The organism is Sphingobacterium sp. UBA7249, from assembly GCF_002472835.1.
Taxonomy (GTDB): Bacteria; Bacteroidota; Bacteroidia; order Sphingobacteriales; family Sphingobacteriaceae; genus Sphingobacterium; species Sphingobacterium prati.
Genome location: NZ_DKST01000030.1, coordinates 342,017 through 366,116, shown reverse-complemented (window position 1 = coordinate 366,116; position 24,100 = coordinate 342,017). Strand labels below are relative to the sequence as shown.

Annotated in this window: 15 protein-coding genes; 7 read left to right on the top strand and 8 right to left on the bottom strand. The window is 41.0% G+C overall.

Features of this window, described 5'->3' with window-relative positions; genetic code table 11:
- The first annotated feature begins 1 nt into the window (after nucleotide 1).
- From B4A24_RS23030 to B4A24_RS23005, 6 genes are all read left to right on the top strand, one after another.
- A complete protein-coding gene (locus B4A24_RS23030; RefSeq protein ID WP_293947299.1) occupies nucleotides 2-3,412 on the top strand; it encodes a TonB-dependent receptor in 3,411 nt (1,136 codons plus the stop codon).
- Between the two features lie 5 nt (nucleotides 3,413-3,417).
- The gene (locus B4A24_RS23025; RefSeq protein ID WP_293947298.1) at nucleotides 3,418-5,208 is read left to right on the top strand and encodes a RagB/SusD family nutrient uptake outer membrane protein; all 1,791 of its coding nucleotides are present in this window, start codon (nucleotides 3,418-3,420) and stop codon (nucleotides 5,206-5,208) included.
- A 1-nt stretch (nucleotide 5,209) separates the two neighbouring features.
- Nucleotides 5,210-6,376, top strand: coding sequence for an FN3 domain-containing metallophosphoesterase family protein (locus B4A24_RS23020; RefSeq protein WP_293947297.1), 1,167 nt, complete (start codon nucleotides 5,210-5,212; stop codon nucleotides 6,374-6,376).
- 221 nt (nucleotides 6,377-6,597) lie between these two features.
- Nucleotides 6,598-7,515 carry a helix-turn-helix domain-containing protein gene (locus B4A24_RS23015; RefSeq protein ID WP_293947296.1) on the top strand — a complete coding sequence of 306 codons (918 nt, stop codon included), beginning with the start codon at nucleotides 6,598-6,600 and terminating at the stop codon, nucleotides 7,513-7,515.
- Nucleotides 7,516-7,604: 89 nt separating this feature from the next.
- Nucleotides 7,605-8,813, top strand: a complete 1,209-nt coding sequence (locus B4A24_RS23010) for an MFS transporter (protein ID WP_293947295.1) — start codon at nucleotides 7,605-7,607, stop codon at nucleotides 8,811-8,813.
- Between the two features lie 164 nt (nucleotides 8,814-8,977).
- A complete protein-coding gene (locus tag B4A24_RS23005) occupies nucleotides 8,978-9,502 on the top strand; it encodes a GNAT family N-acetyltransferase (protein WP_293947294.1) in 525 nt (174 codons plus the stop codon).
- Nucleotides 9,503-9,613: 111 nt separating this feature from the next.
- On the opposite strand, the gene B4A24_RS23000 is transcribed toward B4A24_RS23005, so the two are convergent.
- Genes B4A24_RS23000 through B4A24_RS22985 form a run of 4 tightly spaced genes read right to left on the bottom strand, consistent with a single transcriptional unit; the run spans nucleotide 9,614 to nucleotide 17,227 of the window.
- Nucleotides 9,614-11,623, bottom strand: a complete 2,010-nt coding sequence (locus B4A24_RS23000; protein WP_293947293.1) for a hypothetical protein — start codon at nucleotides 11,621-11,623, stop codon at nucleotides 9,614-9,616.
- A gap of 51 nt (nucleotides 11,624-11,674) precedes the next feature.
- Nucleotides 11,675-12,631 (bottom strand): glycoside hydrolase family 43 protein, encoded by a 957-nt coding sequence (locus B4A24_RS22995; protein WP_293947291.1) that lies wholly within the window; start codon nucleotides 12,629-12,631, stop codon nucleotides 11,675-11,677.
- Nucleotides 12,632-12,659: 28 nt separating this feature from the next.
- Nucleotides 12,660-14,219, bottom strand: a complete 1,560-nt coding sequence (locus B4A24_RS22990; protein WP_293947290.1) for a RagB/SusD family nutrient uptake outer membrane protein — start codon at nucleotides 14,217-14,219, stop codon at nucleotides 12,660-12,662.
- A gap of 17 nt (nucleotides 14,220-14,236) precedes the next feature.
- The gene (locus B4A24_RS22985; protein WP_293947289.1) at nucleotides 14,237-17,227 is read right to left on the bottom strand and encodes a SusC/RagA family TonB-linked outer membrane protein; all 2,991 of its coding nucleotides are present in this window, start codon (nucleotides 17,225-17,227) and stop codon (nucleotides 14,237-14,239) included.
- A 256-nt stretch (nucleotides 17,228-17,483) separates the two neighbouring features.
- On the opposite strand from B4A24_RS22985, the gene B4A24_RS22980 reads away from it, so the two are divergent.
- Entirely contained in the window at nucleotides 17,484-21,476 is a 3,993-nt protein-coding gene (locus B4A24_RS22980; RefSeq protein ID WP_293947288.1) for a hybrid sensor histidine kinase/response regulator transcription factor, read from the top strand.
- An 83-nt stretch (nucleotides 21,477-21,559) separates the two neighbouring features.
- Here B4A24_RS22980 and B4A24_RS22975 read toward each other — a convergent pair whose 3' ends face one another.
- From B4A24_RS22975 to B4A24_RS22960, 4 genes are all read right to left on the bottom strand, one after another.
- The gene (locus tag B4A24_RS22975) at nucleotides 21,560-22,417 is read right to left on the bottom strand and encodes an alpha/beta hydrolase (protein WP_293947286.1); all 858 of its coding nucleotides are present in this window, start codon (nucleotides 22,415-22,417) and stop codon (nucleotides 21,560-21,562) included.
- A gap of 173 nt (nucleotides 22,418-22,590) precedes the next feature.
- Nucleotides 22,591-22,812 carry a methyltransferase type 11 gene (locus tag B4A24_RS22970; protein WP_293947285.1) on the bottom strand — a complete coding sequence of 74 codons (222 nt, stop codon included), beginning with the start codon at nucleotides 22,810-22,812 and terminating at the stop codon, nucleotides 22,591-22,593.
- Nucleotides 22,813-22,919: 107 nt separating this feature from the next.
- Entirely contained in the window at nucleotides 22,920-23,102 is a 183-nt protein-coding gene (locus B4A24_RS22965) for a hypothetical protein (protein WP_293947284.1), read from the bottom strand.
- A 725-nt stretch (nucleotides 23,103-23,827) separates the two neighbouring features.
- Nucleotides 23,828-24,097, bottom strand: a complete 270-nt coding sequence (locus B4A24_RS22960; RefSeq protein ID WP_293947283.1) for a hypothetical protein — start codon at nucleotides 24,095-24,097, stop codon at nucleotides 23,828-23,830.
- Between the last annotated feature and the right edge of the window lie 3 nt (nucleotides 24,098-24,100).

The following is a 24,100-nucleotide window of genomic DNA, read 5'->3' as shown; positions in this document are numbered from 1 at the left end:
AATGCAAAAATACAAAAAAAATCGGTCTGTCTTTCCTATGGATTTTAGGAAGGACATCATCCTCAAACCATTGGTTATGAAACTGTCTATTGCAGTGCCTCTACTCTTTGCAACTAGCTTCAGTGTATATGCTAGTTCTTTCGGACAAACAATCAATCTCAAAAAAAATAAAGCAAGCCTTGAAACCTTGCTAAGGGATATCCAGAAACAGAGCGGATACAATATCTTGTATAAAGAATCGCTCTTGCCCAAAAAACGGACAGCTGATGTAAAATTTATAAATGCCCCGCTGGAATCTGTGCTGAATGAATTACTGGGCAAGTATCAAATTGTCTATAAAATAGTCGACAAGAATATTATTCTGAGCAAAGATGCCCGTACAGAGCTGGAGCAGGGGGGTGTTGAAGATAAGGCTGCCGCAAACCAGCAAAAAATAATAAAAGGCAAGATCCTGGACGCAAAGGGCCAACCATTGCCTAATGCTACTGTAAATGAAGTAGGTGCCGTCAACAGGACTTCTACACTTGAAGACGGTTCTTTTACCTTACCTGTAGCCAGTAATAGTCCTACACTTCATGTCAGTATGGTAGGATATCAGGCTGTAAATTATAAAGTCACAACCAACGAAAGCGTCGAAATCACACTTCAACAAACGGTTACTTCCATGGAAGAAGTTGTTATCGTAGGATATGGTACTCAAAAAGCATCGACCGTCACAGGTTCCATTGTCGATGTCAAAGGGGATGTATTGGACAGGGCTCCGGTGATGAACGTAACAAATACGCTTGCGGGCCGCCTGCCAGGTTTGGTAGCAACTACAGCCTCGGGCGAACCAGGGAGTGACAATTCTACACTTCGAATCCGTGGAGCCAATACTTTGGGGGACAATTCACCATTAATTGTGGTCGATGGTATCGCCAACAGATCGATTGAAAGACTCAATCCTCAGGATATTGAAAGCGTGACGATATTAAAGGATGCATCGGCCGCTATTTATGGTTCTCAAGCAGCCAACGGGGTTATTCTGGTCACAACAAAAAAAGGAAAAAGTGGTAAACCACAAGTGAGTTTGACACATAACCAAGGCTGGTCACAGCCTACCGTCATTCCAAAAATGGCAGATGCCGCCGAATATGCGCAAATGCTCAATGAAATCGGTCTCTATGCTGGTCAAAAACCAAAATACAGCGAAGAAGAATTGGCCTTATTTCGTGCCGGCACGGATATCTGGAAATATCCCAATACAGATTGGTTTGAGGCAACATTTCGTACTGCAGCACCCCAACATAAAACAGCGCTAAATATTACTGGCGGTTCGGAATACCTCAATTATTATATCTCGGGTGGCTATGATAAACAGGATGCTATCTATAAAAATTCAGCAACCAAGTTTAATCAATACAATTTTAGAAGCAACCTGAATGGAAAATTCAATGATTATATTAAATACGGGGTTAACGCTGCATTGCGTGAATACAACCGAAACTATCCAACACGTTCCGCAGCGGATATCTTTGGAATGATCTTGCGGGGTAAACCCAACATGCACGCTTATTGGCCCACCGGGCAAAACGGTCCAGATATAGAATATGGAAATAACCCTGTCGTTATTACGACTAATCAGACCGGCTACGACCGAAATAAGACGATGATGCTCGAATCTAGGGCGAATCTGGAAATCGAGATTCCTGGCGTTAAAGGTTTATCTGTCAGTGGAAATGTCGCTTATGACAGAACCTTACAAAACGACAAGTTATGGCAGACACCTTGGACATTATACAATTGGGATGGCAAAACAGTGGATAATAATGGAACACCAATACTAGTTGCCGGACTAAAGGGATTCACATCACCGCAACTCCGACAAGATTTTGACACCAAAAACCTTTTGACTTTAAACGCGCTGGTCCGTTATGAACGAAATTTTGGTGAAAAGCACCATTTCAACGGCTTGTTAGGCATGGAAAAAATCAAAGGTGATAATATGGAATTTTACGCTTTCAGAAAATATTATGTATCTGCTGCCATCGAAGAACTTTTTGCTGGTGGTGACGCTGAAAAAGATAACTCCGGCCAATCCGCTATGCAGGCCAGACTCAATTATTTCGGCCGCCTAAATTATGACTTTGACAACAAATATTTATTGGAATTTTTATGGCGTTATGACGGTTCCTATAAGTTTCCAAGTAACAAACGCTTCGGTTTTTTTCCGGGAATATCGGGAGGATGGCGCTTATCCAATGAGGCATTCTGGCAACCGATCAAGTCTGTGGTTTCTGACCTCAAATTAAGGGCTTCTTGGGGTCAAACAGGTAACGACCGTATAGATGATTATCAATTTATGTCAAGTTATGGCTTCCTAACAGGGGCTTCCAATGTGTATGTTTTTAATGGCACACAAGAAAATAAAGTCTTGAATGAGCTTAGAATACCTAATCCAAATGTAACTTGGGAAGTCGCCAACCAATCCAATTTTGGTCTGGATGCTAAATTTTTAAACAATAAACTAACACTGACAGCCGAATATTTTTATAATGTCCGAACCAATATCCTATGGAACAGAAATGCCTCGGTTCCCTCTTCTTCGGGACTCACCTTACCCAAAGAAAATATTGGCGAGGTCACAAACAAAGGATTTGAGTTACAGCTGGGTTATGCTGATCAGGTCAATGGTTTTCACTACGCTGTCAATGGAAATATAGCGACCAATCATAACCGTATTCGTTTTTGGGATGAAACTCCGGGAATCCCTGATTATCAACAATCAACGGGTAGACCCATGAATGCCAAGCTCTATTACAATGCGATAGGTATATTTCGAGATCAGGCTGCTGTAGACGCATATCCGCACTGGGCTGGTGCCCGACCTGGAGATATCGTATTTGAAGATGTCAATGAAGATGGTAAAATAGACGGTTTGGATCGCGTGAGATCCGAAAAAACTGAACTTCCAACATTGACTGGTGGATTTAATATTGACTTATCTTATAAAGGATTTTATACAAGCTTATTCTTTCAGGGAGCAGCTGGGGCCATTCGTAACAATTACTATGAAATGCAAGGTGAGGCGGGCAACTATCTCAAACAAAATATCGAAGGACGATGGACAGCGGAAAACCCTGATGCGTCAAAACCGCGGACCTGGAATCGGTACAATGAATATTGGCGATCTAACGATAATACCTATTGGTTACAAAACTCCGATTATGTCAGGTTGAAAAATTTTGAATTCGGTTACAATTTCTCGGATGATATCTGTAAAAAACTCCGGTTGACTAGACTCCAGTTATATTTCAGTGGGCAGAACCTGCTAACCTGGACAAAAGTAAAAGATTTCGATCCTGAAACAACTGCGGCAACGGCATACCCCCTAAACAGAGTGTATAATTTGGGCCTTTCACTAACATTTTAATAGCCATGAAAAGACAATTCAATTTATTCATATTACTAGCGACTTTGACATTTGGGTCTTGTCAAAAGGACTTTTTAAATACAGACCCTTCAACGGAGTTTTCCGAAAACGCGGTTTGGACCGATCCTGCATTGGTAGAGACATTTATCAATCAATTATATTTCAGATTGGACGAACCATTAACGGATGGCCGATTCAAAGCCAATCTGGTCGACGAAGGACATTATCGTGGGAATGCGGCTTCTCTAAATTTTAACCGTAGCATACAATCTCCAGACGATCTCCTAGGTTGGGGGGTATCGCGCTATAGATCTTGGGCTGATCTTTATAAAAGCATTCGGTTTTGCAATCTCTTTTTTTCTAAAGTTGATCAAGTTCCATTTTCCGCTAATCTAACCGATGGAAAAATGCTGAAAGATCGAATGACAGGTGAAATGCATTTCATGCGGGCCTATTATTATCATTTATTGACAAGTACATACGGTGGCGTGCCCCTAATAATCGATCCTTATACACTGACTGATGAATTCCAAAAAGAACGGAGTTCGTACGCGGATTGCGTCAAATTTATGGCGGATGAACTCGACAAAGCTGCCACATTATTGCCACTTGATCATACTGGAGCAAATCTGGGTCGCGCAACTAAGGGCGCAGCACTCACACTAAAGGCTAGGATCCTACTCTACGCTGCGAGCGATCTTTATAATAAAGACATATTTCCGGGATTTGAAAAACCTGAATTGATACGTTATACTGATGGAAATCGCACAGCAAGATGGCAGGCAGCAAAAGAGGCAGCCAAAGCCGTCATTGATCTGAACAAATATAAGTTATATAAAGCGACACCTGCTGTAACGGATAACATCTCCCAAAACCTAACTGAAATCTTCCTTAGTAAAAACACCGAAGAGGATATTTTCATTAAGTATTTTACGGTTCCGATGGGACAACGTGTAGGGTTATACTCCTCACCCAATGGTTACCATGGCTGGGGTACAAATGCTCCGCTAGGTGACTTTGTTGATGATTTTGAAACACTAGAAGGTAAAAAATTTGACTGGTCTGACCCAGCTATGGCAGCAAATCCCTACAGCAATAGAGATCCTAGATTTACCGCTACGGTACTATATAACGGTGCATCCTGGCGGCAAAGACCAGATGACGCAAAAGGACTGGATCCGGAAAATAAAGTGCAGACAGGAAGGTGGGAACGTTGGAATGCTTCCACTGGTAAAGTAGACCTTGTCTACGGTGTTGATACGCGAAAAAGCACGATCGAAGATTGGAATGGTGCTTATACAGGTTATTATTTACGAAAATACATCGATCCAGCAGTCAATGCACAATATGATAAACAAGCAGTCACCTGGCGTTTTATGCGCTATGCGGAAGTCCTTTTGAATTATTCCGAAGCCTGTATTGAATTGGGACTGGAGGATGAAGCCCGAACCTACTTAAATATGATCCGTAAAAGAGCAGGAATGCCAGCCATTACCGACTCGGGCGCCGCACTAAAAGAAAGATATAGAAATGAAAGAAGAATAGAGCTGGCTTTTGAAGAACATCGATTCTATGATGTCCGTCGTTGGTTGCTAGGGCCTCAAATTTATAATAGAACAACGAAGGTGGCTGATATTGTTTACAAAATGAATCCTGACCACAGCACATCCAGCACGCCGAGCATTAAGCACATTGATTTTGAAAAATACAACTGGATGGATAAAGCCTATTTTTTACCTATTCTACGTGATGAATTAAAAAAGAACAATTTACTCATCCAAAACCCTGGTTACTAACATGAAACAATTGCATCTCATTCTCGTATTATTTCTATTCAATAGCGTCTTGGCTATTGGACAAGAGGACATCAAAATAACCCATCTCCCTTTTATCCAGGGATTGACCGAACATTCGGTATCCATTGTTTGGACAACAGATCAGCCTGCAACGGGATGGGTAGAATTGGCGCCGGATGATTCGAGCCACTTTTATTTTAAGGAAAGAACCAAATACTTTGCATCAGCATACGGTTTTAAGAAAGTCGGCACACTACATCAGGTGACATTGAACAACCTGAAACTAGGAACACGATACCGATACCGTGTATACAGTCAACAAGTATTGAAACATGAAGGTGTCAATGTGCAATATGGAAAAGTTGTGGCCAGCAATGTCTATCGGCAAGCACCACTGTCATTTCAAACGCTTGGCAATACAGCATCTACTCATTTTACCGTTGTCAACGATATTCATGAGCGTAATGAGGTTCTGGATAGACTACTGGATATAGGCGATTTAAAAACAAGCGATTTTGTCGTTTTCAATGGGGATATGGTAAATAATCTCTTGAGTGAGAAACAGCTATATGATGGGTTTATGGATACGGCGATTAAAAGGTTTGCGAGTGAAAAACCGATGTTCTATTCACGAGGAAATCACGAAACCCGTGGTCCGTTCGCGACTGAGTATCCAAAATATTTCCCTACACCGACAGGCAAACTTTATTATCAATTCCGGCATGGCAATACAGGTTTCATCGTACTCGACTGTGGCGAAGACAAACCCGATACGGATATCGAATACAGTGGTATTGTGGAAATGGACAAGTATAGAACAGAACAGGCCGCCTGGCTAGCCCAAGCGGTTGAAGATCCTTCATTCAAAGATGCCAAATACAAGATCATCATCTGTCATATGCCGCCTTTCGGAGGTTGGCATGGCGAACAGGAAATTCTCAAAAAATTTGTTCCCATCTTAAATAAGGCCGGCGCACAAATCATGTTATCTGGCCACCTACATAAACATATCATTCAGCATGCGACAAACAGCATCCATTTCCCCATTATTGTTAACTCAAACAACAATGTACTTCGGGTGGATCTAACCAATGAAAATGGAACATTTAAAATCTTGGATCAGCAAGGAAAAATCGTGGATCAGATTATGATCAAGCCGCTGAACTAATCTTATTAATTTTTTTGACAAAAGCGGAGTGCCCAACGTTTGGTAACTCCGCTTTTTCTTTGCTTGAGCCCCAATCTTCTACTGATATATTTCAGCTATTCCAATCCGAATCCCGCTATTTTACATTACAGACCTCTTCCTTCTTAGTCTTAAACACGAAATTAAGTTGACGGGTTGATAGAAAGCTGTGAATACATTTGATTTTTGTAACTTTAAAAATCATGAGTGAAACATTAGAAACCATACAAGATTACTATAAGCGATTGAGCCATCTACATTCGAGCGATGGTACGGCATTGGATGTAGAGCTCGGCAAATCACATTTCAATATTTCCCCGCGCAAATACTGTGATTTTAAGACGCCTTACAATAGACGTGATTTTTATAAAATCAGTCTAATCTTGGGTAAGGGTTGGTTCAAGTACGGCCAACACGAACTATATATCGATCGTCCTGCACTTTTTTTACCGGCATTGAATATACCCTATAGCTGGATCTGTGATACAAATGAGCAAGAAGGGTATTTTTGTTTATTCAATCAGGAGTTCTTTACTGGTAGTCAAACATTTGAACCTTTTAAAAAAACATCACTATTCAAGGAATGGAGTAAGCCTATTGTTTTTTTGGACGCGGAACAGTTAAGTCTACTTACAAGTTTTTTTGACAATATGTTTCGTCTGAATAACTCCGGTTATCCTTTACGCTGCAGTGCGATCAAGAGCAATTTGGCTGCCGTTCTTCACCTCGCGCTGGAATGGCGAGTAGAAGATGTCGCTCCCCAGGACCAATCCGGCAGCCTACGTATGTATCGTCTATTTGACGAACTGCTGCATAAGCAGTTTCCGCTGGACTCCCCGGGATATCCACTAGCACTACGTACAGCTGCTGATTTTGCCCAACGACTAAATGTACATGTCAACCATCTTAATGCTTCTGTCAAATCGGTCACCAACCTGACCACTACACAGATTATTAAAAGAAAAACTTTTGAAGAAGCAAAAAACCTTTTAATCTACACCGATTGGAATGTCGCTGAGATCGGTTATACGCTGGGGTTTGAAGAACCAACTCATTTCAACAATTTCTTTAAGAAAAATGCAGGAACATCCCCCCTTAAATTTCGACAGAAAAACAAATAATATTTGATTTTCGTAATTTTTACTTTGTCAGGTAGTACCAGAGGTATCAAAAAAGTCTCTAGTTTTGTTTAACAAAAAAGAACAGAATAATGTTGAGAGAAGCACCTGCGCAACGCATCAAGCTAGTCACGTTCATGGCGTTTATATCCATGCCCCTTTCCGGATTTGTAACGGATATCTATCTGCCTTCGTTTCCGGCAATGGCTAAAAGTTTACATGTTCACGAACGGGATGTTCAATTGACATTGACCAGCTACCTATTGAGTTATGGCATCTCCCAGTTATTTATAGGTAACATACTTGACAGTATCGGCCGGTATCGTCCCAAGCTTCTGGCCTTAACGCTGTTGATATTAAGTAATCTATTGATCGCACAGACAGACAATACTGTATTTATCTGCCTGTTAAGGGTTGTCCAAGGCATGGCCATATCTATTCTGGTGGTCGCCACACGTGCACTTTTCGTCGATTTGTATACCGGTGAGCGATTGAAGAATTACCTAAGTTATTTTACAATTGTTTGGTCCTGCGGCCCGATACTAGCCCCCTTTCTAGGAGGCTATCTGGAAAAAATATTTAATTGGCAAGCCAACTTCTATTTTCTTGCTTTTTACGCCTGTGGCTTATTGTTATTTGAAATCCTTTATAGTGGAGAAAGTATTGCCCAAAAGAAAAAGATCAACCTAAGAGACAACCTGAACCTTTATAAAATGATGTTGCAAAACAAACTCTTTATATTAGGGATTTTGATACTTGGATTTAGTTATTCCATGGTAATGCTGTTCAATATGGCAGGACCTTTTATTATCGAAAATACTTTTCATTTTTCATCCGTGACGATTGGTTATTGCACATTGCTACTTGGTTTTTCCTGGATGATCGGTGGGTTTATCACAAAAAAACGCATGAATCTTGGGTTTGTTCCCCGAGTGATCGTTCCTGCCCTATTGCAGGCATCCTTTATTATTGCTTTAATGGCTGTCGGTATGTTTCAACAGAATTTATATATCATGGTAGGTTTTGCATTTTTAATTCATACGATTTCAGGTGTTTTATTTACAAGCTTTTTTACCAATAGTATGTTGTTTTTCCCAAAACATGCCGGTACTGCTGGCGGTTTAATGGGTGGAATGGTATATATTGTAACATCGCTATCCAACTTTATTATTGCAATAATCGGGAAAGTAACAACGCAAAACGGGTTGGCGTGGCGGTACTTTATCTTTTCAATTTTACTGACCCTTATCATTCTATATATGTGGAAACTACAGAAAGTGAATACCGTACAAAACAGCTAATCGCCACAATTCAATCAATTTTGAGAAGAATTAAAATATTTTATTATTTTTAAACATATGGATACTAATTTCTATTGTAAAAAATCGAAATTCCTTTTACATTAAAAAAATGATATTAAGAAATTAAATAGCTAATTATTAACGCAATAAAGAGTATCAAATAGATGGACATATCGATATTTCTGAAACCCCTATCAATCCATTATGTTACGCCATTTTATAGGTGGCTAAACGATCCAGTGGCTATTAAATACTCGCTTTCTTTGTTTCAATCTTTAAATACAAAAGAGGCTATCGATAAATGGTTTACCTCAGTCGTCAACGATTCGAAAAATTATAATAGGGGTATTTATCTCGGTAATTCAAACACACTTATTGGCTATGCTGGAATCTGCAATATCTCGCTGTCAAACAAACTTGGTGAATATTTCATTTTTATAGGAGACCGTAATCAATGGGGGAAAGGTGCAGGCTCACAGGTAACGAAACTGATTGTTGACATTGGATTTAAAGAACTGAATCTCAACCGCATTATGCTTACTGTTTCTGAGCCCAATTATGCTGCAGTCAAAGCGTATACAAACACAGGTTTCAAATTGGAAGGAAAGATGCGCCAGGCATGCTATAGAGATAATAAATTCCATGATAAATTAATCATGTCAATATTAAGAGAAGAATGGAATAATTGACAGGGTACTTGTCAATACATTTCAAATAACAATAATCTATTAACTTAGTTAAATGCACAATAAAAATTGGCACCACACTTACCGATGTGGCGCCAAGATAAAAAACACATACTATTTCCGCGCTGTTGCCAGAAATTCTTCCGTTCTAGATGGGCTCAACAGCTCCCAGAGGGAAGCAACGGTCCAACCGGGAGCAAAAATATCATTGTAAAATCCTTTTCCATTTTTGCCATAATCCCAATTTGTATGCTGTACGACTTCGGGATAATAACCTATTTTAGCGATATTGAAAAGATGATCTTTAACTGGCATCAGCTGAAACATAGAGCTCTTAATCACACTTGAAAAAGCCGCGAGTCTTTGCTCCTTGGTTTCAGTGGCTAGCCAATCAAGAACAGTGGCGAATTCAAAGATGAAAACATCCACATGATTATTCTCTACGGAGACATTTCCCCAGCCTCGGGATTTAAAACCAACATCGCCCAGCATTTGTCCGGCGGCAAAAGGCACGTCCCAAGTATAGTACCAAGTGAGACAAAAGTAAGCTGCTTTCTTGCACTGCTCCAAATAATGTTGCCGCTCTTTTCCTTTACTTACCTGCGTCAAGTAATACATTGCTGTAGAAGCATATAAAGATGCTTCCTTATCTTCACAATTCGCATCCAAGGTGGACGAAAAGTAATCCGATTTAGAAATGATCTCCTGTTCTAAATATTTTGCGGATTTTTGTGCCAGTTGAAGGTATTCCCCCTGTTTAAAATAGACGGAAGCCATAACGAGTGGCACTGTCGCTGAAGGTGTACTACCGCCGCTGCCGTCCTTCACCAGAAGCTGATCATCAAATTTACGGGGAAAGCTCCCATCCGCCTGTTGGAGTTGAGAAAAGTTGCCAAGTAATTTTTTAATGCGCTGTTCCCATTCAGGGTGCTTTCTCCCCCTTTTCTTTTCGTAGCTGAGATAATTTAGCATCGCGAAGATCCCCTCGGACTGTCTCCGAATACTAAACTCTTTTGTTTCACTGTTGTGTGTAAAATCAACGAACTCTCTGAAAAATCCGTTATCGGTAAATCCATGCTGTAGGTAGCTGTCAAATATTGCCTTAGCATTACTGACCAATTGAGTCTGTCCATGAATTTCTCCAAATTCAAGCGCATTGTATGCATTGAGCAATACCCGTCCCACAAATCCCACTTCCGCCGATCCGGTATTGTTGCAGTCATCTGTCCGCATATGTACACCAGAATAGTATTTTAGTTCTTTGTCCCCTACATAACTGTTCTTAAAGAAGTTTGCCAAAATACCTTTGGCTTGTTCCGGAGTATAAGCTGTCGGAAGTGTCGATGGCTGCTGTCTGTCGTACGAGTAGTTCCACACTTTGGACACAAAATCACCATAATTATCGGCCTGACCTTCACTGATCTCCCAAGAAAGCTGTCTTGTTTCACCCTTTTCAAGTTTTTCAAAGGCAACGACCTCGGGAGCCAGTGTCAATTTTCGGAGATAAGTCTTGGGGGCTTCGTGATAAGGAAAGCCAAAGACCAGAGCGGAGGCACCATCCGCATTTTTAAATCCGGTAAATCCAAGATCAGTCTTGCCACTTAAAATGACCTCCCCACTTGAGTGTGTGGTCAAGGCATCTTGATTTATTTTATCTAATCTGATAACGGTATAATACGTATTGGAAGCCGCGTTGAAAACACCAGTCAAAGGTGTGCTAAGCCGATCTTCCCGCACCTGCCAGCTATCGCTGGTTTTAAATGAAGGCGCCTCCTGCGGTGAACGCATATTTTTATGATACCAAAAACCTGGCATCAGAAACTCGCTTTCGGCATGTGTATATTTTTTAATTTTAAATGTCTTTTCAAAATTAAAGTACACAGGTTCTTTGGCGGTCAAAACTATCTTAACAATAGTTTTCCCCTCATTTTTGACGACAGTCTGCGTCACATCCACAGGCAGGGTCGCCGTGGACTCCAATGTCTGCCCACCTTTGTCGAGTAGTTCAAAGCGCTGGGCCGGATTGCCGGGCGACTTTAACAGGATCGCTTGGCTCATCTCCTGCGCGCTCAAGGCAAACGAGTTTGCTGCAAGTAATAAGGAAATTAAAAAGTGTTTTTTCATTCGAATAATTGTTTTTGAGTACCCATTTCTGGCTATATATATTTTGCTGGTTTATTTTCTTTTTATTGTCGGTCGGATAATTTCGGCGGATATCTTCATGAGGGGAACCGCATCCGTTGTCCAGGTAACATCTGCAATATACATCGCCCGTGGATGAATACTATCTTTGCTATGATGCGCGTGGAAAACGATTTTGAGTTTCTTTTCCTTATCCAGAAAAAGTGCATTATGGCCCACACCGACCAAATCCGCAGGCAGCTGCAGAATTGGGTTGCCGGCATATTTTGTCCATGGCCCCGTGGGGGAACTTGCCGTCGCCAGACCAATACCGTAGCGCTGACTTTCATAACTATTCGCCGAATAGGTCATGTAATACAAGTTATTATGTTTAATGACAAATGGACCTTCATTAACCAGCCCCCACACTTTTTCCCACTCCTGTGATACCACAAGGTGCTGCTTCAGGCTGCTGCTGTTAATCGTTTTTAGGTCAGCATCGAGTTGCGCCGACCAAACTGCGGATCCATTGTTAAAACGGACAAAATAGAGATAGGCTGTACCATCATTGTCGATAAATAGACTATTGTCAATTGCCTTTTCACTTGCTAGCATTGGTGTTTTTGGCTCTTGAACAAATGGTCCCAAAGGTGAATCTGACGTCGCGACACAAATATGTTCATTGGCGCTGTAATACATATAGAACTTCTTTTTATCCTTGATATAGTAGATTTCGGGCGCCCAAAACCAACGTCCACCCCAAGAATCCTCACCTTTCAGTGCCAGCGCATTTGATTTACTCCAATAACGAAGATCATCCGAAGTATATACCTCGATACCGTTTTCGGCATTTGTACCGTAAGCGTAATAGGTACCTTCATATAAAAGAATAAATGGATCACCCAGTGGCACGGCTGGCTCGAATACAAAATCACTCTTTTCAGATTTTGAGCAGCTGAAGCTATAAAGTGAAAATAGCAACAGTAAACAGATATAAATTAGTTTTTTCATTTCCTATAAAGTTTATATGGCCAAGCCATTAATAATTTGGGTTTTGCTTTACATTTGGATTATTGTTAACCTCATCTGAGGGAATCGGTAGTGAACGATGTTTCCCTAAGATAAAATTATTAAAGTCGGCATCCCTTTGTTTCAATTCGGCAAGTCCTTCTTGTGAGTCTACCATCCCCCAACGTTTTAGATCTGCCCAGCGATGTCCTTCTGTAGCCAGTTCCAATACCCTTTCGATCTGCAATCTTTTCAGAAATGCGTTTTTATCGGTAGTTGCGCCAGGATAATTCAAGGCTAATTTTGGCATATTTACCCGTTCACGGACACGATCAACAAGCGCGACGGCCTCCGTCAGTGAACCATTTGAGGCCGCAATACATTCTGCATACATTAACAATACATCGGAAAAACGAATTATCCGCACATTTGTTGGGTTGTAATAGTCATCAAAATCACGGAAATAATCTGACCCATATTTTCTAAAAAAGACACGTCCAGGCCAATTGCTCCACTGGGCGGCATCACTTGTCAATCGATAGATTTTGTTATTATTTGGAAAATCGTTCTGCATACCATTATAAAATGCCGTATACCGCAAACGTATATCAAATTCATTGGCTATATTTTTCTCTTTCTTAAATGCATCAACTAACCAGGGACGAAGTTCTCCATCTGTCCACCCAATGCCGGGAGGGGCAAAAAATTGTCCACGGTTCAAGCCTAAATTGGGACCAACGTCTAAATCGCCATCGCCCGCAGGAGAGGGATTGGCGTCTGAATATTGGATCTCAAAAACAGATTCCTCATTATTCTCTTTCGCTTTATCGAAATTATCAAAATAATTGCCCGTCAAATTATAATAGCCCTTTCCAGCCCCTATTACCAGCCAGGCCAAATCTGCCTTTGCTTCATTCCATTGGTGCAGCTGCATATATGATTTTGCCCGAAAAGCAAGTGCCGCGCCCTTGGTTGCCCTTCCTTTTTCAGAACCGCCCCATGCTTCGGGCAGTAAGCTTTCGGCTTTACTAAAGTCGGCGATTGCCTGCGCATAAACTTCCGCTTCAGTATGTCCCTCCGGTTGAATTCCCGGAGTTGAAGGTTCCAATACAATTGGAAGACTGGGATTGGTACCACCCCATAATAGCGCAAGGTAGTAGTAATATAACCCCCGCAAGAAATACGCTTGCCCGAGGATCGGTCCCTGATCAGCTGGATTGGCAAATGTAATATCCGGGGTATAATGCAACACTTGATTTGCTCGGAAAATAGCCTCGTAGCAATCGCGATAGGTCCAGCCATTTCCTTCCCAGAAATTATAGTTATTGTACCGAAACTGTGTCCATTCTTTGAGTTCGGCCCAAGGACTTTGGCTAAATCCTTCATCTGAGGTTAGATCCAAACGAAACCACATCCAGCGGCTAAAGGTACCTGGTTTATAGAACATATTGTACACTGCGTTGACCCCACGTACCGCATCCTCTTCGGTTTTCCAATAGGTTTTTACAGTAATGGTATTGGGATTTTCCACATCCACTTTGCAGGCTTGCATCAGGCCCGCTGCCAATAAAATATATAGTAGCTTTTTCATTGCGTTCAACGATTAGGTTAAAAAGTAATTTGGGCGCCAAAAGTGAAACCTTTGGCATTGGGAAATGCGCCGCCATCATAGCTTCGATCCCAAATATTGCCATTCAAAAACTCGGGATCCAGTCCACGATAGGAGGTAAAGGTGATCAGGTTCTGTGCGTTGACATAAAACCGTACCTGATTCAAGGTTTTTCCTAGCAGCGTACGCGGCAGATTATACCCCAATGCGAGCTGTCTGATCTTAACATAATTTCCATTCTCTAACCAACGGTCCTGATCGCCGCGAACATTTCGGGAATCCGCATAAATGGGACGCGGGTCTTTGGCATTGGGATTTTCTGGAGTCCAAGGATCATAATCGGCGCGGTAGTTTGAATTGTCGTCAAAACGGTCATACGCACTTCGTGGCCCATTAAAGGATTTGAAGCCAAATGCACCTGTGAATTGCACCTGCAAATCGAAGCCTTTGTACTCTAGGCCTAGATTCATCCCCAGTTGATATAATGGTATACTCCGTCCCAGATACTGCCGATCGGCATCCGTGATCTGTCCATCATCGTTAAAGTCTATATATTTTACATCGCCCGGTTTGGCATTCGGCTGAATCAATTGCCCTTGGCTATTTTTATACGCCTGTACTTCTTCATCTGAACGGAAAAGACCATCCGTTTTGATCAGGTACCAATTACCAATGGAGCTACCAACTTTGGATTTTGTGTCCCATTGTGTAAACTCCTTTTTGTCATATCCTAATTTGAGAATCTTATTCTTGATATAGGATGCATTGACGCCGATCTGATAACCGAACTCACCAATATTATCACGCCATTGCGTTGCAAGTTCGACACCTGTATTGCGCAGTGAGGCAGCATTCACGTAAGGATTTCCGCCGTTGTTACCTGTTGCCATCAAGATCTGCATCGGTGTCAATACATCTTTGGTTTCTTTGATAAAATAATCCACGGATAGATTGAGCTTATGGGAGAATAACTGGGCATCAAATCCGGCATTCAACTGCGCGACCTTCTCCCATTTGAGATCGGCATTGGCCAGTTTGACCTGGGTCATCCCGTTTTGGACCGTCTGATCAATACCAAAAGCTGCCTGCGGAAAAACATTGATGAAAGAAACCCAGTCCCAAACGCCGATATTGGAAGTCCCCAAAACACCGTAGTTGGCGCGCAGCTTTAAATCATTGATCCAAGGCACTTGAAAGAAACCTTCCTTACTGATACGCCAGCCTCCAGAGACAGATGGAAAATAGCCCACTCGATAATCCGGATTAAACTTGGATGATTCGTCGCGGCGCATGGTAAAACTGAATAGATACTTATCATCATAAGTATAATTAACCCGGCCAAAGACGGAAAATAACTTTTCGAGATCTTGATAATTTCCAGTCTTGGGATTGTCCAGGGCAGCATCCAGGTTGGTAAAGTAATTCTTACCTGACATAAGGACATTATTTTTGGTTCCCCAAAGTTGTTCATAGTTGGACGTTTGGTAACTGATACCTGCAACGGCTGAAACGTCATGCTTATCAAACTTCTTCGCATATTCTAAGGTATTGTCATACACCAACCCCCGGTACTGTGCCTGGTTTTTATTTAAGGAGGATGGATCATAAGGCTGGTTGTAAGTCCAGAAACCTTCCTTTCGGAGATACATGTGGCGATCATTGCTCAGGTCAAAGCCAAAATTAAAACGGTATTTGAATGACTTGAACAGTTCCAATTCGGTAAATACATTTCCTCTGGTCCGCAGGTTACCATTTTCCGTTTGCTCAAAATCTTCTTTGGCGAAAGGATTGGTTCCAAAAGTAACATCCCGATTCCCATCGCCAATACCATATCCTCCTTTGGCGGTGTTATTCTCATCGTAGATTGGAATGGTTGGCAGCATACGATAAACATCGACAATGGGATTGGTATTGAGTTCATGCACATTAAAATTACTCAGCACAATATTTTCTCCGATACTTAATTTGACATGCTCTCCAAAGTTGCGTGAAGTAGACATATTGGAACGTAGCGTAAAACGTTTACTGGATGTTCCGATCGTGGTACCCGTATTGGACTGATAATTACCCGAAATATAATAACGGCTTTCTTTACTTCCACCTGAGAAAGCTATCTGTTGATCCTGCAGCCATCCTGTTTTGAATACCTCTTCCTGCCAATCGGTATTGCCCTCGAAATGGTTGGCCGATTGCCTATTGCCATTGCTAAATGCCAGATCATTCAAGCTCAGCCATAGATTTCGGTCGGCTAAGTTGTAACGTGGCAGCCATTGTGCAGTGGCCCGGGAGGAAAGTTCGATTTTCATCTGCCCCTCTTTCCCCTGTTTGGTTGTTATGATGATAACACCATTCCCAGCCCTGGAACCATATATCGCGGCTGCGGAGGCATCTTTCAGCACCTGGATACTCTCAATATCATTGAAATTAAAATCCCGGTTTGCTCCCGATACAACCCCGTCAACGACATATAAAGGAGTGCTTGACCCAAATGTCCCGGTACCACGGATCTCAACCTTACCTTCTGTCCCCGGATTGCCTGCCGTGCGCACACTGAGCCCGGGTAAAGTCGCCAAGGCATCCCCTACAGTCCCTGTTACCGTGGTATTTTTCATCTCCTTTGGATTAAAGACCGAAACAGCACCCGTCAGGTCAGATTTTTTGATCGTCTGATACCCAATCACAACGACTTCTTCCAGGTCTTTATTGTCTTCCTGAAGTGTGACATCTAAGGTCGCCGCACCGTTAAATAAAATTGTTTTGGAATGAAAACCGATCAAAGAGAAGATCAGCTCCTGCCCACTGCCGGCAGCAATTGTATACCGGCCATTTTCGTCCGTCGTCTTTGCCGTTCCTGATGCTTTTATGGTAACGGTTACACCCGGCAATGGCCGACCCGCTTCACTCGATACCCTCCCTTGAAGGCTACTCGTTTGTGACTTTACCGCAAAGGACAGCAGGCACAAGAAAAGAATGAAAAATTTTCCCTTCATAATTTGATTTATTAGCGTATAAAACTGGTTATTTATAATTGGGCAAAGACAAGAATCCATGGCCGGATTCTATCTTTAAACCTATTTCAAATGTAACAGGCGTTACAGAAAAAAAATAGCAGATATGACCCAAAAAATGGTAAAAATAAGTCATTCCTTCTTTTTGACCAATTTGTACATCTTTTAACCGACAATTACCATTTATCGCTTATCAGCCGTATCGACAGAATCATTTATTAGTTTTATTTTAGTTGATATGAAAGGGGCGCTCATTTTTGGCATTGTTTTTTTGTATCTGGCCTGCTCGGTCACGTGCCAGGCACAACGTTATTCAAATTTTCATTTTAGAAAGTTGCAAGTGGAAGACGGTCTTTCTGAAAATACGATCTATTGCATTGTCCAGGACCGGCAAGGATTTATGTGGTTCGGGACAAAAGATGGATTGAATCGATACGATGGAAATAGTTTCAAAAATTACCATTACCAACCAGAAAAAAAACAGTCACTGGGGAATAATTTTGTCCGAAGTATCGCTGAGAAATCGCCGAGTCACTTGTATATCGGAACCGATGACGGTTTGTATATTATGGACAAGATTACAGCATCCTTTCAAAAGATTGAGCTTAGCATAAGCGGCAAAGGAACGTTTAACTCAGCGATCAATGCCCTTCATGTCGACCGACAAGGAAGTCTTTGGATTGCAACAATGTCGCAAGGCATCTGGAAATATAATCCAAGTACAAATAAAGTTGCGCAGATACAACTGAATGGAGCCACATTGGGGCAAAATGCAGCCTGGGCCATTCTACAGGATCGTTCTGGCGTTATTTGGGCAGCCACACGTCTCGGACTCCTTCGTTTCAACAACCAACAGGCACATTTTGACATCGTCGCCCCGCTATTCAGCGAAGTTGGAGATTCTCAATTTGAAATTCTTTCGATGTGGGAAGACCCTAAAGGAGACCTATGGTTAGGTACCTGGTCACAAGGCTTGATTCGTTATAACAAACAGTCCAACGAATTCAGTCGCTTTCTTAACAATACCAGACATCCTTATGTCACGCATATCCGTGCCCTGCAAGAATTTCGCGAAAACCAGCTTCTCGTTGGTTCAGATGACGGGCTCTTCCTGTTTCACATCGAAACGGGGGCATCCGAAAGATTAGACGTACCCTATTACAAACATGGTCTAAGTGACCAGAATGTCTACTCCATTGCGAGGGATCGCGAAAATGCCATTTGGATCGGCACCTACTTTGGTGGAATTAATTATCTCAATACAGCATTACTTTCCGTAGAGACTTTTTTCCCGGATATTCTTCCCGGATTTCTGTCCGGAAAAGCTGTCAGTCAGTTTTGTGAAGATACCAAGGGCAACCTTTGGATCGCAACGGAAGATGGTGGCATCAACTACTATGACAAAAAAAAGAAACAAATTTCGCAACCGATAAAAGCTTCTTACCATAATACCCATGCCCTGCTTTTGGATGGCGATCATCTTTGGATCGGGACTTTTTCCCGTGGACTCGATCGTTACAATCTAGCAACTGGTCAACGTCAAAATTTCAGACATGATGCCAACAACCCGGAAACAATTAACGATGATTGTATCTTTTCGTTGTTTAAAACAAAAAACGGGGATCTTCTGATAGGAACTCCCGCCGGACTCAGTCGCTATGATCAGCAAAAAAAGAAATTTGTCCGTATCCCTGAAGTCACCCAGTTTATCTATGACATCAAAGAAGATGATGAAGGTAATATCTGGCTCGCCTCGTACCAATCAGGCCCCATAAAATTTGACCTACGCAAGCAGGCCTGGATTCATTATAGCTCGATCCGGCCAAATGATCCCATTTCGTCCAGCAAACTAACCAGTATTTATGTTGATAGCCAACATCGGTTATTATTTTCGAGTGAAGGAAAAGGAATATTTATTTATGATAAGGCGAAGGATCGCTTTCGAAATATCGGGCAAGCCCAAGGATTGCCCAACAATGTGATTTACGGCATACTCGATGACGCCTTGGGTAACCTTTGGCTCAGCAGCAACAAAGGCATTATCTGTTTTCACCCGGACAATCCCCAAAATTACAAACTCTATACAACAGAGAATGGATTCTCAACCAACCAGTTTAATTTCAAAGCATCTTTCAAAGCCAAAGATGGGCGGTTTTATTTTGGTGGGATCAACGGATTTACAAGTTTCTATCCCGATGAAATTAGCGCTGTTAAAAATCAAACTGTACCAAATGTTTTCATTACGCAGATACAATTACTGAACAAGCATAATCCTAACTTAGAAAAAGACATTCAGATTCAATTGAACAAGAATGAAAAGATCGTACTAACCCACCAATTTTCTTCATTCAATATCTCCTTTGTGAGCTTGAGTTTTGCGTCACCTTCCAAGAATCAATATGCCTATAAGCTGGAGGGGGCTGATGGAGAGTGGGCTTTAGCCGATAATACGAAAAGTGTGAGTTATGTTAACCTTTCGCCAGGAACGTATGTTTTTCACGTAAAAGCATCTAATAATGATGGTTTATGGAATGAAAAAGGCACAGTGGTACAAATTGAAATATTACCACCGTTGTGGCGCTCCATTCCTGCAAAAATAACCTATGCGATCCTATTCATTGCACTGTGCTATGTCTGTTTACGGTATTATATTATGGCGAACAAGCGTAAACAAGCTCGTCATTTAATGGCTTTCCAGTCTGAACAGGAACAAAAATCCTTCCGATCAAAAATTGATTTCTTCACAAATATCGCGCACGAGATTCGTACACCTTTGAGCTTAATTACGGCACCCCTGGAAGAAATACTCCTGTACGAAAATGCAGATAAAGAAACCATGCATAATCTCCGTATCATAGAGAAAAATTGTGAGCGTCTTACCGTACTGATCAATCAGCTACTTGACTTTCGCAAAATGGACAAAAACGGACAGCCGCTAAGTCTGGAGCCTGTCAATTTGCGAAATTTGGTAGAAGATCTTTACGATAGATTCAGAAAATCAATCCACCGCAACAAAGTTCGCTTTGATTTATCAATTCCTCAGGATCATGACCTGATTATCGAAACCGATTTGGATGCTGTCATGAAAATTGTAAGTAACCTACTTACCAATGCGACGAAATTCACTTATTCCTATATCTCGATCGGTCTGGAAAAAAACGCAGACAATTCTTTCACGATTACGGTCTCGGATGATGGTCCGGGAATACCGGATGACTTTAAAAAGCTTGTATTTGATCCCTTTTATCAGCTGAGCACAAATAAAGACCGCAGTGGAACTGGCATCGGGCTGTCCTTGGTCAAACATCTGACAAATCGGCTGGGCGCAGAGATAAAAATTGAAGATATGCATCCCCGAGGTACCCGATTTATCATTAAGATCAACAATGTTCAGCTAAGCCCGAAAGTTGCTAATTTAAACATGGAGGAACTGCCCATATCCCCTGTCAAGCAGGAATACAATCTCACTCAGATCCTGGTGGTCGACGATAATCCGGACATTACGGCTTTTATTAGCCATTCGTTAGCCGTATCGTATCATATTGATATTGCTGATAGTGCGTCAAAGGCCCTGACCATGTTAGACAATAAAGTTTATCATCTTGTGATCTCCGATATCATGATGCCAGAGATTGACGGAATTACATTTGTAAAGCGTTTAAAAAATGACATTAATTATTCGCATATTCCTGTTATTCTACTATCTGCCAAAATACAAAATGCAACAAAAGTTGAAGGCTTACTATCCGGGGCCGACGTATTTATAGAAAAGCCTTTTTCGATGACCTTTCTAAAAGCACAAATCAGCAGCTTACTACAAAACCGGAAATATCTATTGGAGAATTTCCATGCTTCACCATTATCATCTTATTCTTCTTTGGCCACAAATGCCCACGATGAGGTATTCTTAACACAGCTCAATGCTGAAATCGAAAAACATCTATCGGACGAACAGTTTAATGTAGAGTCGCTGGTGGATATCTTTAAGATCAGCCGTTCTAATTTTCAACGAAAATTAAAAGCGATCAGCGGGACCTCTCCTGGCGACTATGTAAGAAATTACAGACTAAAGCGCGCTTGTACATTACTGATTGAATCAGATTACCGCATCAATGAAGTGGCGTTCCTGGTTGGATTTAGTTCAGCATCCTATTTTACGAAAGCCTTTATAAAAGCGTTTAATTTAACACCAAAAGAGTTTATTCAACAATCGCGCTTATCAGCAAAATAAAGTATAAATCGTCCAAACAATTGCGCAGTCAATTAACGCGTGATATGCGTCACACAAAAGAGTTCAACGCAAATTGTACACGATTATTTCGAATAAGCTGTTTTGGAATATAATTGCCTAAATGCATTGTAAACTGCCTGATGAATAACGGTTGAATGCAATTCTTCGGCCATATAGTCAAAAATAATAGCCGTCTTTTTATGCTTGCGTAGGATATTATAAAATGCTTCGGCATCCTGATACATTTTAAGATCTTCTTCTTTGTTGGGAACCCCAAGATAAACCCGCACCTTTTTTCTCAGGTTAGCATCCAACAGCTTCTCGGAATTTTTCAACAATTCCTGTTGCCCCCACCATAAACTGGGACTAATGATAATGTAATTATCAAAAAGATCAGGTTGTTTGAGTAAGAGTTCTGCTGAGAAAAGTCCAGCCAAAGACTCCCCGATTACTGTTCTTTCCGCTTTTGTTTTATAGTGTTTACCGATATAAGGCAGCAATTCATCTTTAAGGAATGTGATATACTTTTGCGATCCACCGAATGCAGGAAAGCTGGCTTTTTGAAATCCTTCTTTCTCTAAAAAATCAATATTGGGAACTGCGAATGTAAAATCACGTCTTCGGGTATTGCCCTCAATACCTACCACAATACTGTTCGGAAAACGTGCTATCCAAGGTTGTGTATCAAAACGAACAATCCCGACGATATGAAAAAAGTCTTCATCCATACCACCGTCGAGGACATAGACGACCGGATAGGTCAATGTATCATTTTCGACATAATTATTCGGAAGATAAATATTGATTTTACGGTCTTCATTTAAAATATGAGAATGGAGGACAATTGATTTACCGATGGTCAAATCACGGCGTTCGGCCTGTCCAACAGCACCATAATGGCAAATGAGTATGGTTAAAAGAACAAAAATTATACGCTTCATATTCGAATGCTATATTAAAAACATACCTGATTTCACAAAGCAGATCCTGATTGAAAGGATATGCTGTAGCGATAACCCATAATAACCTCGAAAGTAAGTGTAAAAATCAATAAAAAAAACAATTTTTAGTATTTCCCACGGGTACTATGTGAGTCCTTTCAGCCATGTAAGCATTATGCTATCCGCTCACATTCGTATCCCCAGTCAAACATCAGTTTCATAATGTGATGGACATCAATATCCGAATAAGTAGACTCAATTCTTAAAATATTTTCTTCGTCATCAAGATCAAAGTTAATTTTATACGTGGCGAACAGCCCCAGAAACGTCGTAATGATTTGTTTTGCATCTTTGTATTTGCAGACATTTGTTTTAAATATTTCAACTCTTTTCATTGTATTATCTATCACTAAATTCATCATATTCTGATTAAAATTTGAGGTTCTTCCCCACTGTCTTTAGGCACGAGAATTATCGAAAGGTATCTCAGCGTGTTGTTATTTTATTGTTTATTGGCCGTAAAATCGCCCAAATACTTCAGATCAACTGTAGGTACCGAATCCGTGCGATAAATATTCGAAACAGCCGGAAAACCTTCGTTATTTTTCTTTTTCTCCAAATTTGAAAAAAGCGCTACAGTTGACAGGAATAACAAAATAATCAATGCATTAAAAAGATGTACCATACCAAATAGAGACTAGATTACTAGTGTCTAATTTCCAAAAACCGTGCATTTCTTTCCAGTTATTTTCGGTGAAAGGCAGGTATAGGTCGGTAAACGATCTCTTTTTCCCCTTTAACACCTAAAAGTCTTTTACTTAAAGCATTCTTTTACAACAAAATCCGATGGATATCTTATATTATACGCTCGGCTATGATACTTTCGGGAAGTGTCCTTCATAAAAGTTATCGGTGAGCTAATTCGTTTCTTGTTCGATGAATGATAAATTTTGCAGCAACAAAAAAGCCACATTAGACAAAATGTGGCTTAGTTAGTATATTGATTTAAATGGCTTATTATGAAAACTGTTCCGTTAGTATACGTGGAGTTTCGGCACTGATTGCCACCACGCAAAATTCCCCACCATTCTCTTCAATCTGTCGCTGTGCATTTTTTGGTAATGTGCCTAGGGCAAATTGGCGTCTCCAAACCTCGACACCATCCGTAAACGTTAGCGGCAGTTTCTTGGCGAATTCCCCGGGTTTTATAAAATCTTGTCGAAAGAAATCAAGAATCTCTTTTTCTATTTTATCATCGGTATTTGTTGGAATGGCAACAATTTTCTCTGTTATCGCGTCAATGAATGAACTTTCATGCCTTTTTTCACCAGTACTATAAATACAATAGTAAATATTTTGTACATCATTGCCATAAATCTTCTTTGCAATGCAGACAGGTGCCGTCTGTGTTTATTGAGCAAGCTTTTTATGCGCCGAACGATTAATGACCGCGACCAAAATAAAACAGACAATAACAATCGCAGATAATACAGTAATAACACCGATACCAATCGTTTCGATCAATCCTCCAAAAATTGCCAATGCCAGAAAACAGAACGAACCTATACCGATCACCAATGGTACATAAACGGTTTTATTCTTTCCAAATGCGGAACTTTTTACATACTTTTCGATAATTGTGCTGTCGTGCTCAAATTTGCTAAGTTGTGCTGCATCCATCCT

Excerpts from the sequence above, each read along its gene's own strand:
- B4A24_RS23030 (WP_293947299.1), top strand. The coding sequence starts at position 2 with ATGCAAAAATACAAAAAAAATCGGTCTGTCTTTCCTATGGATTTTAGG.
- B4A24_RS23025 (WP_293947298.1), top strand. The coding sequence starts at position 3,418 with ATGAAAAGACAATTCAATTTATTCATATTACTAGCGACTTTGACATTT.
- B4A24_RS23020 (WP_293947297.1), top strand. The coding sequence starts at position 5,210 with ATGAAACAATTGCATCTCATTCTCGTATTATTTCTATTCAATAGCGTC.
- B4A24_RS23015 (WP_293947296.1), top strand. The coding sequence starts at position 6,598 with ATGAGTGAAACATTAGAAACCATACAAGATTACTATAAGCGATTGAGC.
- B4A24_RS23010 (WP_293947295.1), top strand. The coding sequence starts at position 7,605 with ATGTTGAGAGAAGCACCTGCGCAACGCATCAAGCTAGTCACGTTCATG.
- B4A24_RS23005 (WP_293947294.1), top strand. The coding sequence starts at position 8,978 with ATGGACATATCGATATTTCTGAAACCCCTATCAATCCATTATGTTACG.
- B4A24_RS23000 (WP_293947293.1), bottom strand. The coding sequence starts at position 11,623 with ATGAAAAAACACTTTTTAATTTCCTTATTACTTGCAGCAAACTCGTTT.
- B4A24_RS22995 (WP_293947291.1), bottom strand. The coding sequence starts at position 12,631 with ATGAAAAAACTAATTTATATCTGTTTACTGTTGCTATTTTCACTTTAT.
- B4A24_RS22990 (WP_293947290.1), bottom strand. The coding sequence starts at position 14,219 with ATGAAAAAGCTACTATATATTTTATTGGCAGCGGGCCTGATGCAAGCC.
- B4A24_RS22985 (WP_293947289.1), bottom strand. The coding sequence starts at position 17,227 with ATGAAGGGAAAATTTTTCATTCTTTTCTTGTGCCTGCTGTCCTTTGCG.
- B4A24_RS22980 (WP_293947288.1), top strand. The coding sequence starts at position 17,484 with ATGAAAGGGGCGCTCATTTTTGGCATTGTTTTTTTGTATCTGGCCTGC.
- B4A24_RS22975 (WP_293947286.1), bottom strand. The coding sequence starts at position 22,417 with ATGAAGCGTATAATTTTTGTTCTTTTAACCATACTCATTTGCCATTAT.
- B4A24_RS22970 (WP_293947285.1), bottom strand. The coding sequence starts at position 22,812 with ATGAAAAGAGTTGAAATATTTAAAACAAATGTCTGCAAATACAAAGAT.
- B4A24_RS22965 (WP_293947284.1), bottom strand. The coding sequence starts at position 23,102 with ATGGTACATCTTTTTAATGCATTGATTATTTTGTTATTCCTGTCAACT.
- B4A24_RS22960 (WP_293947283.1), bottom strand. The coding sequence starts at position 24,097 with ATGGATGCAGCACAACTTAGCAAATTTGAGCACGACAGCACAATTATC.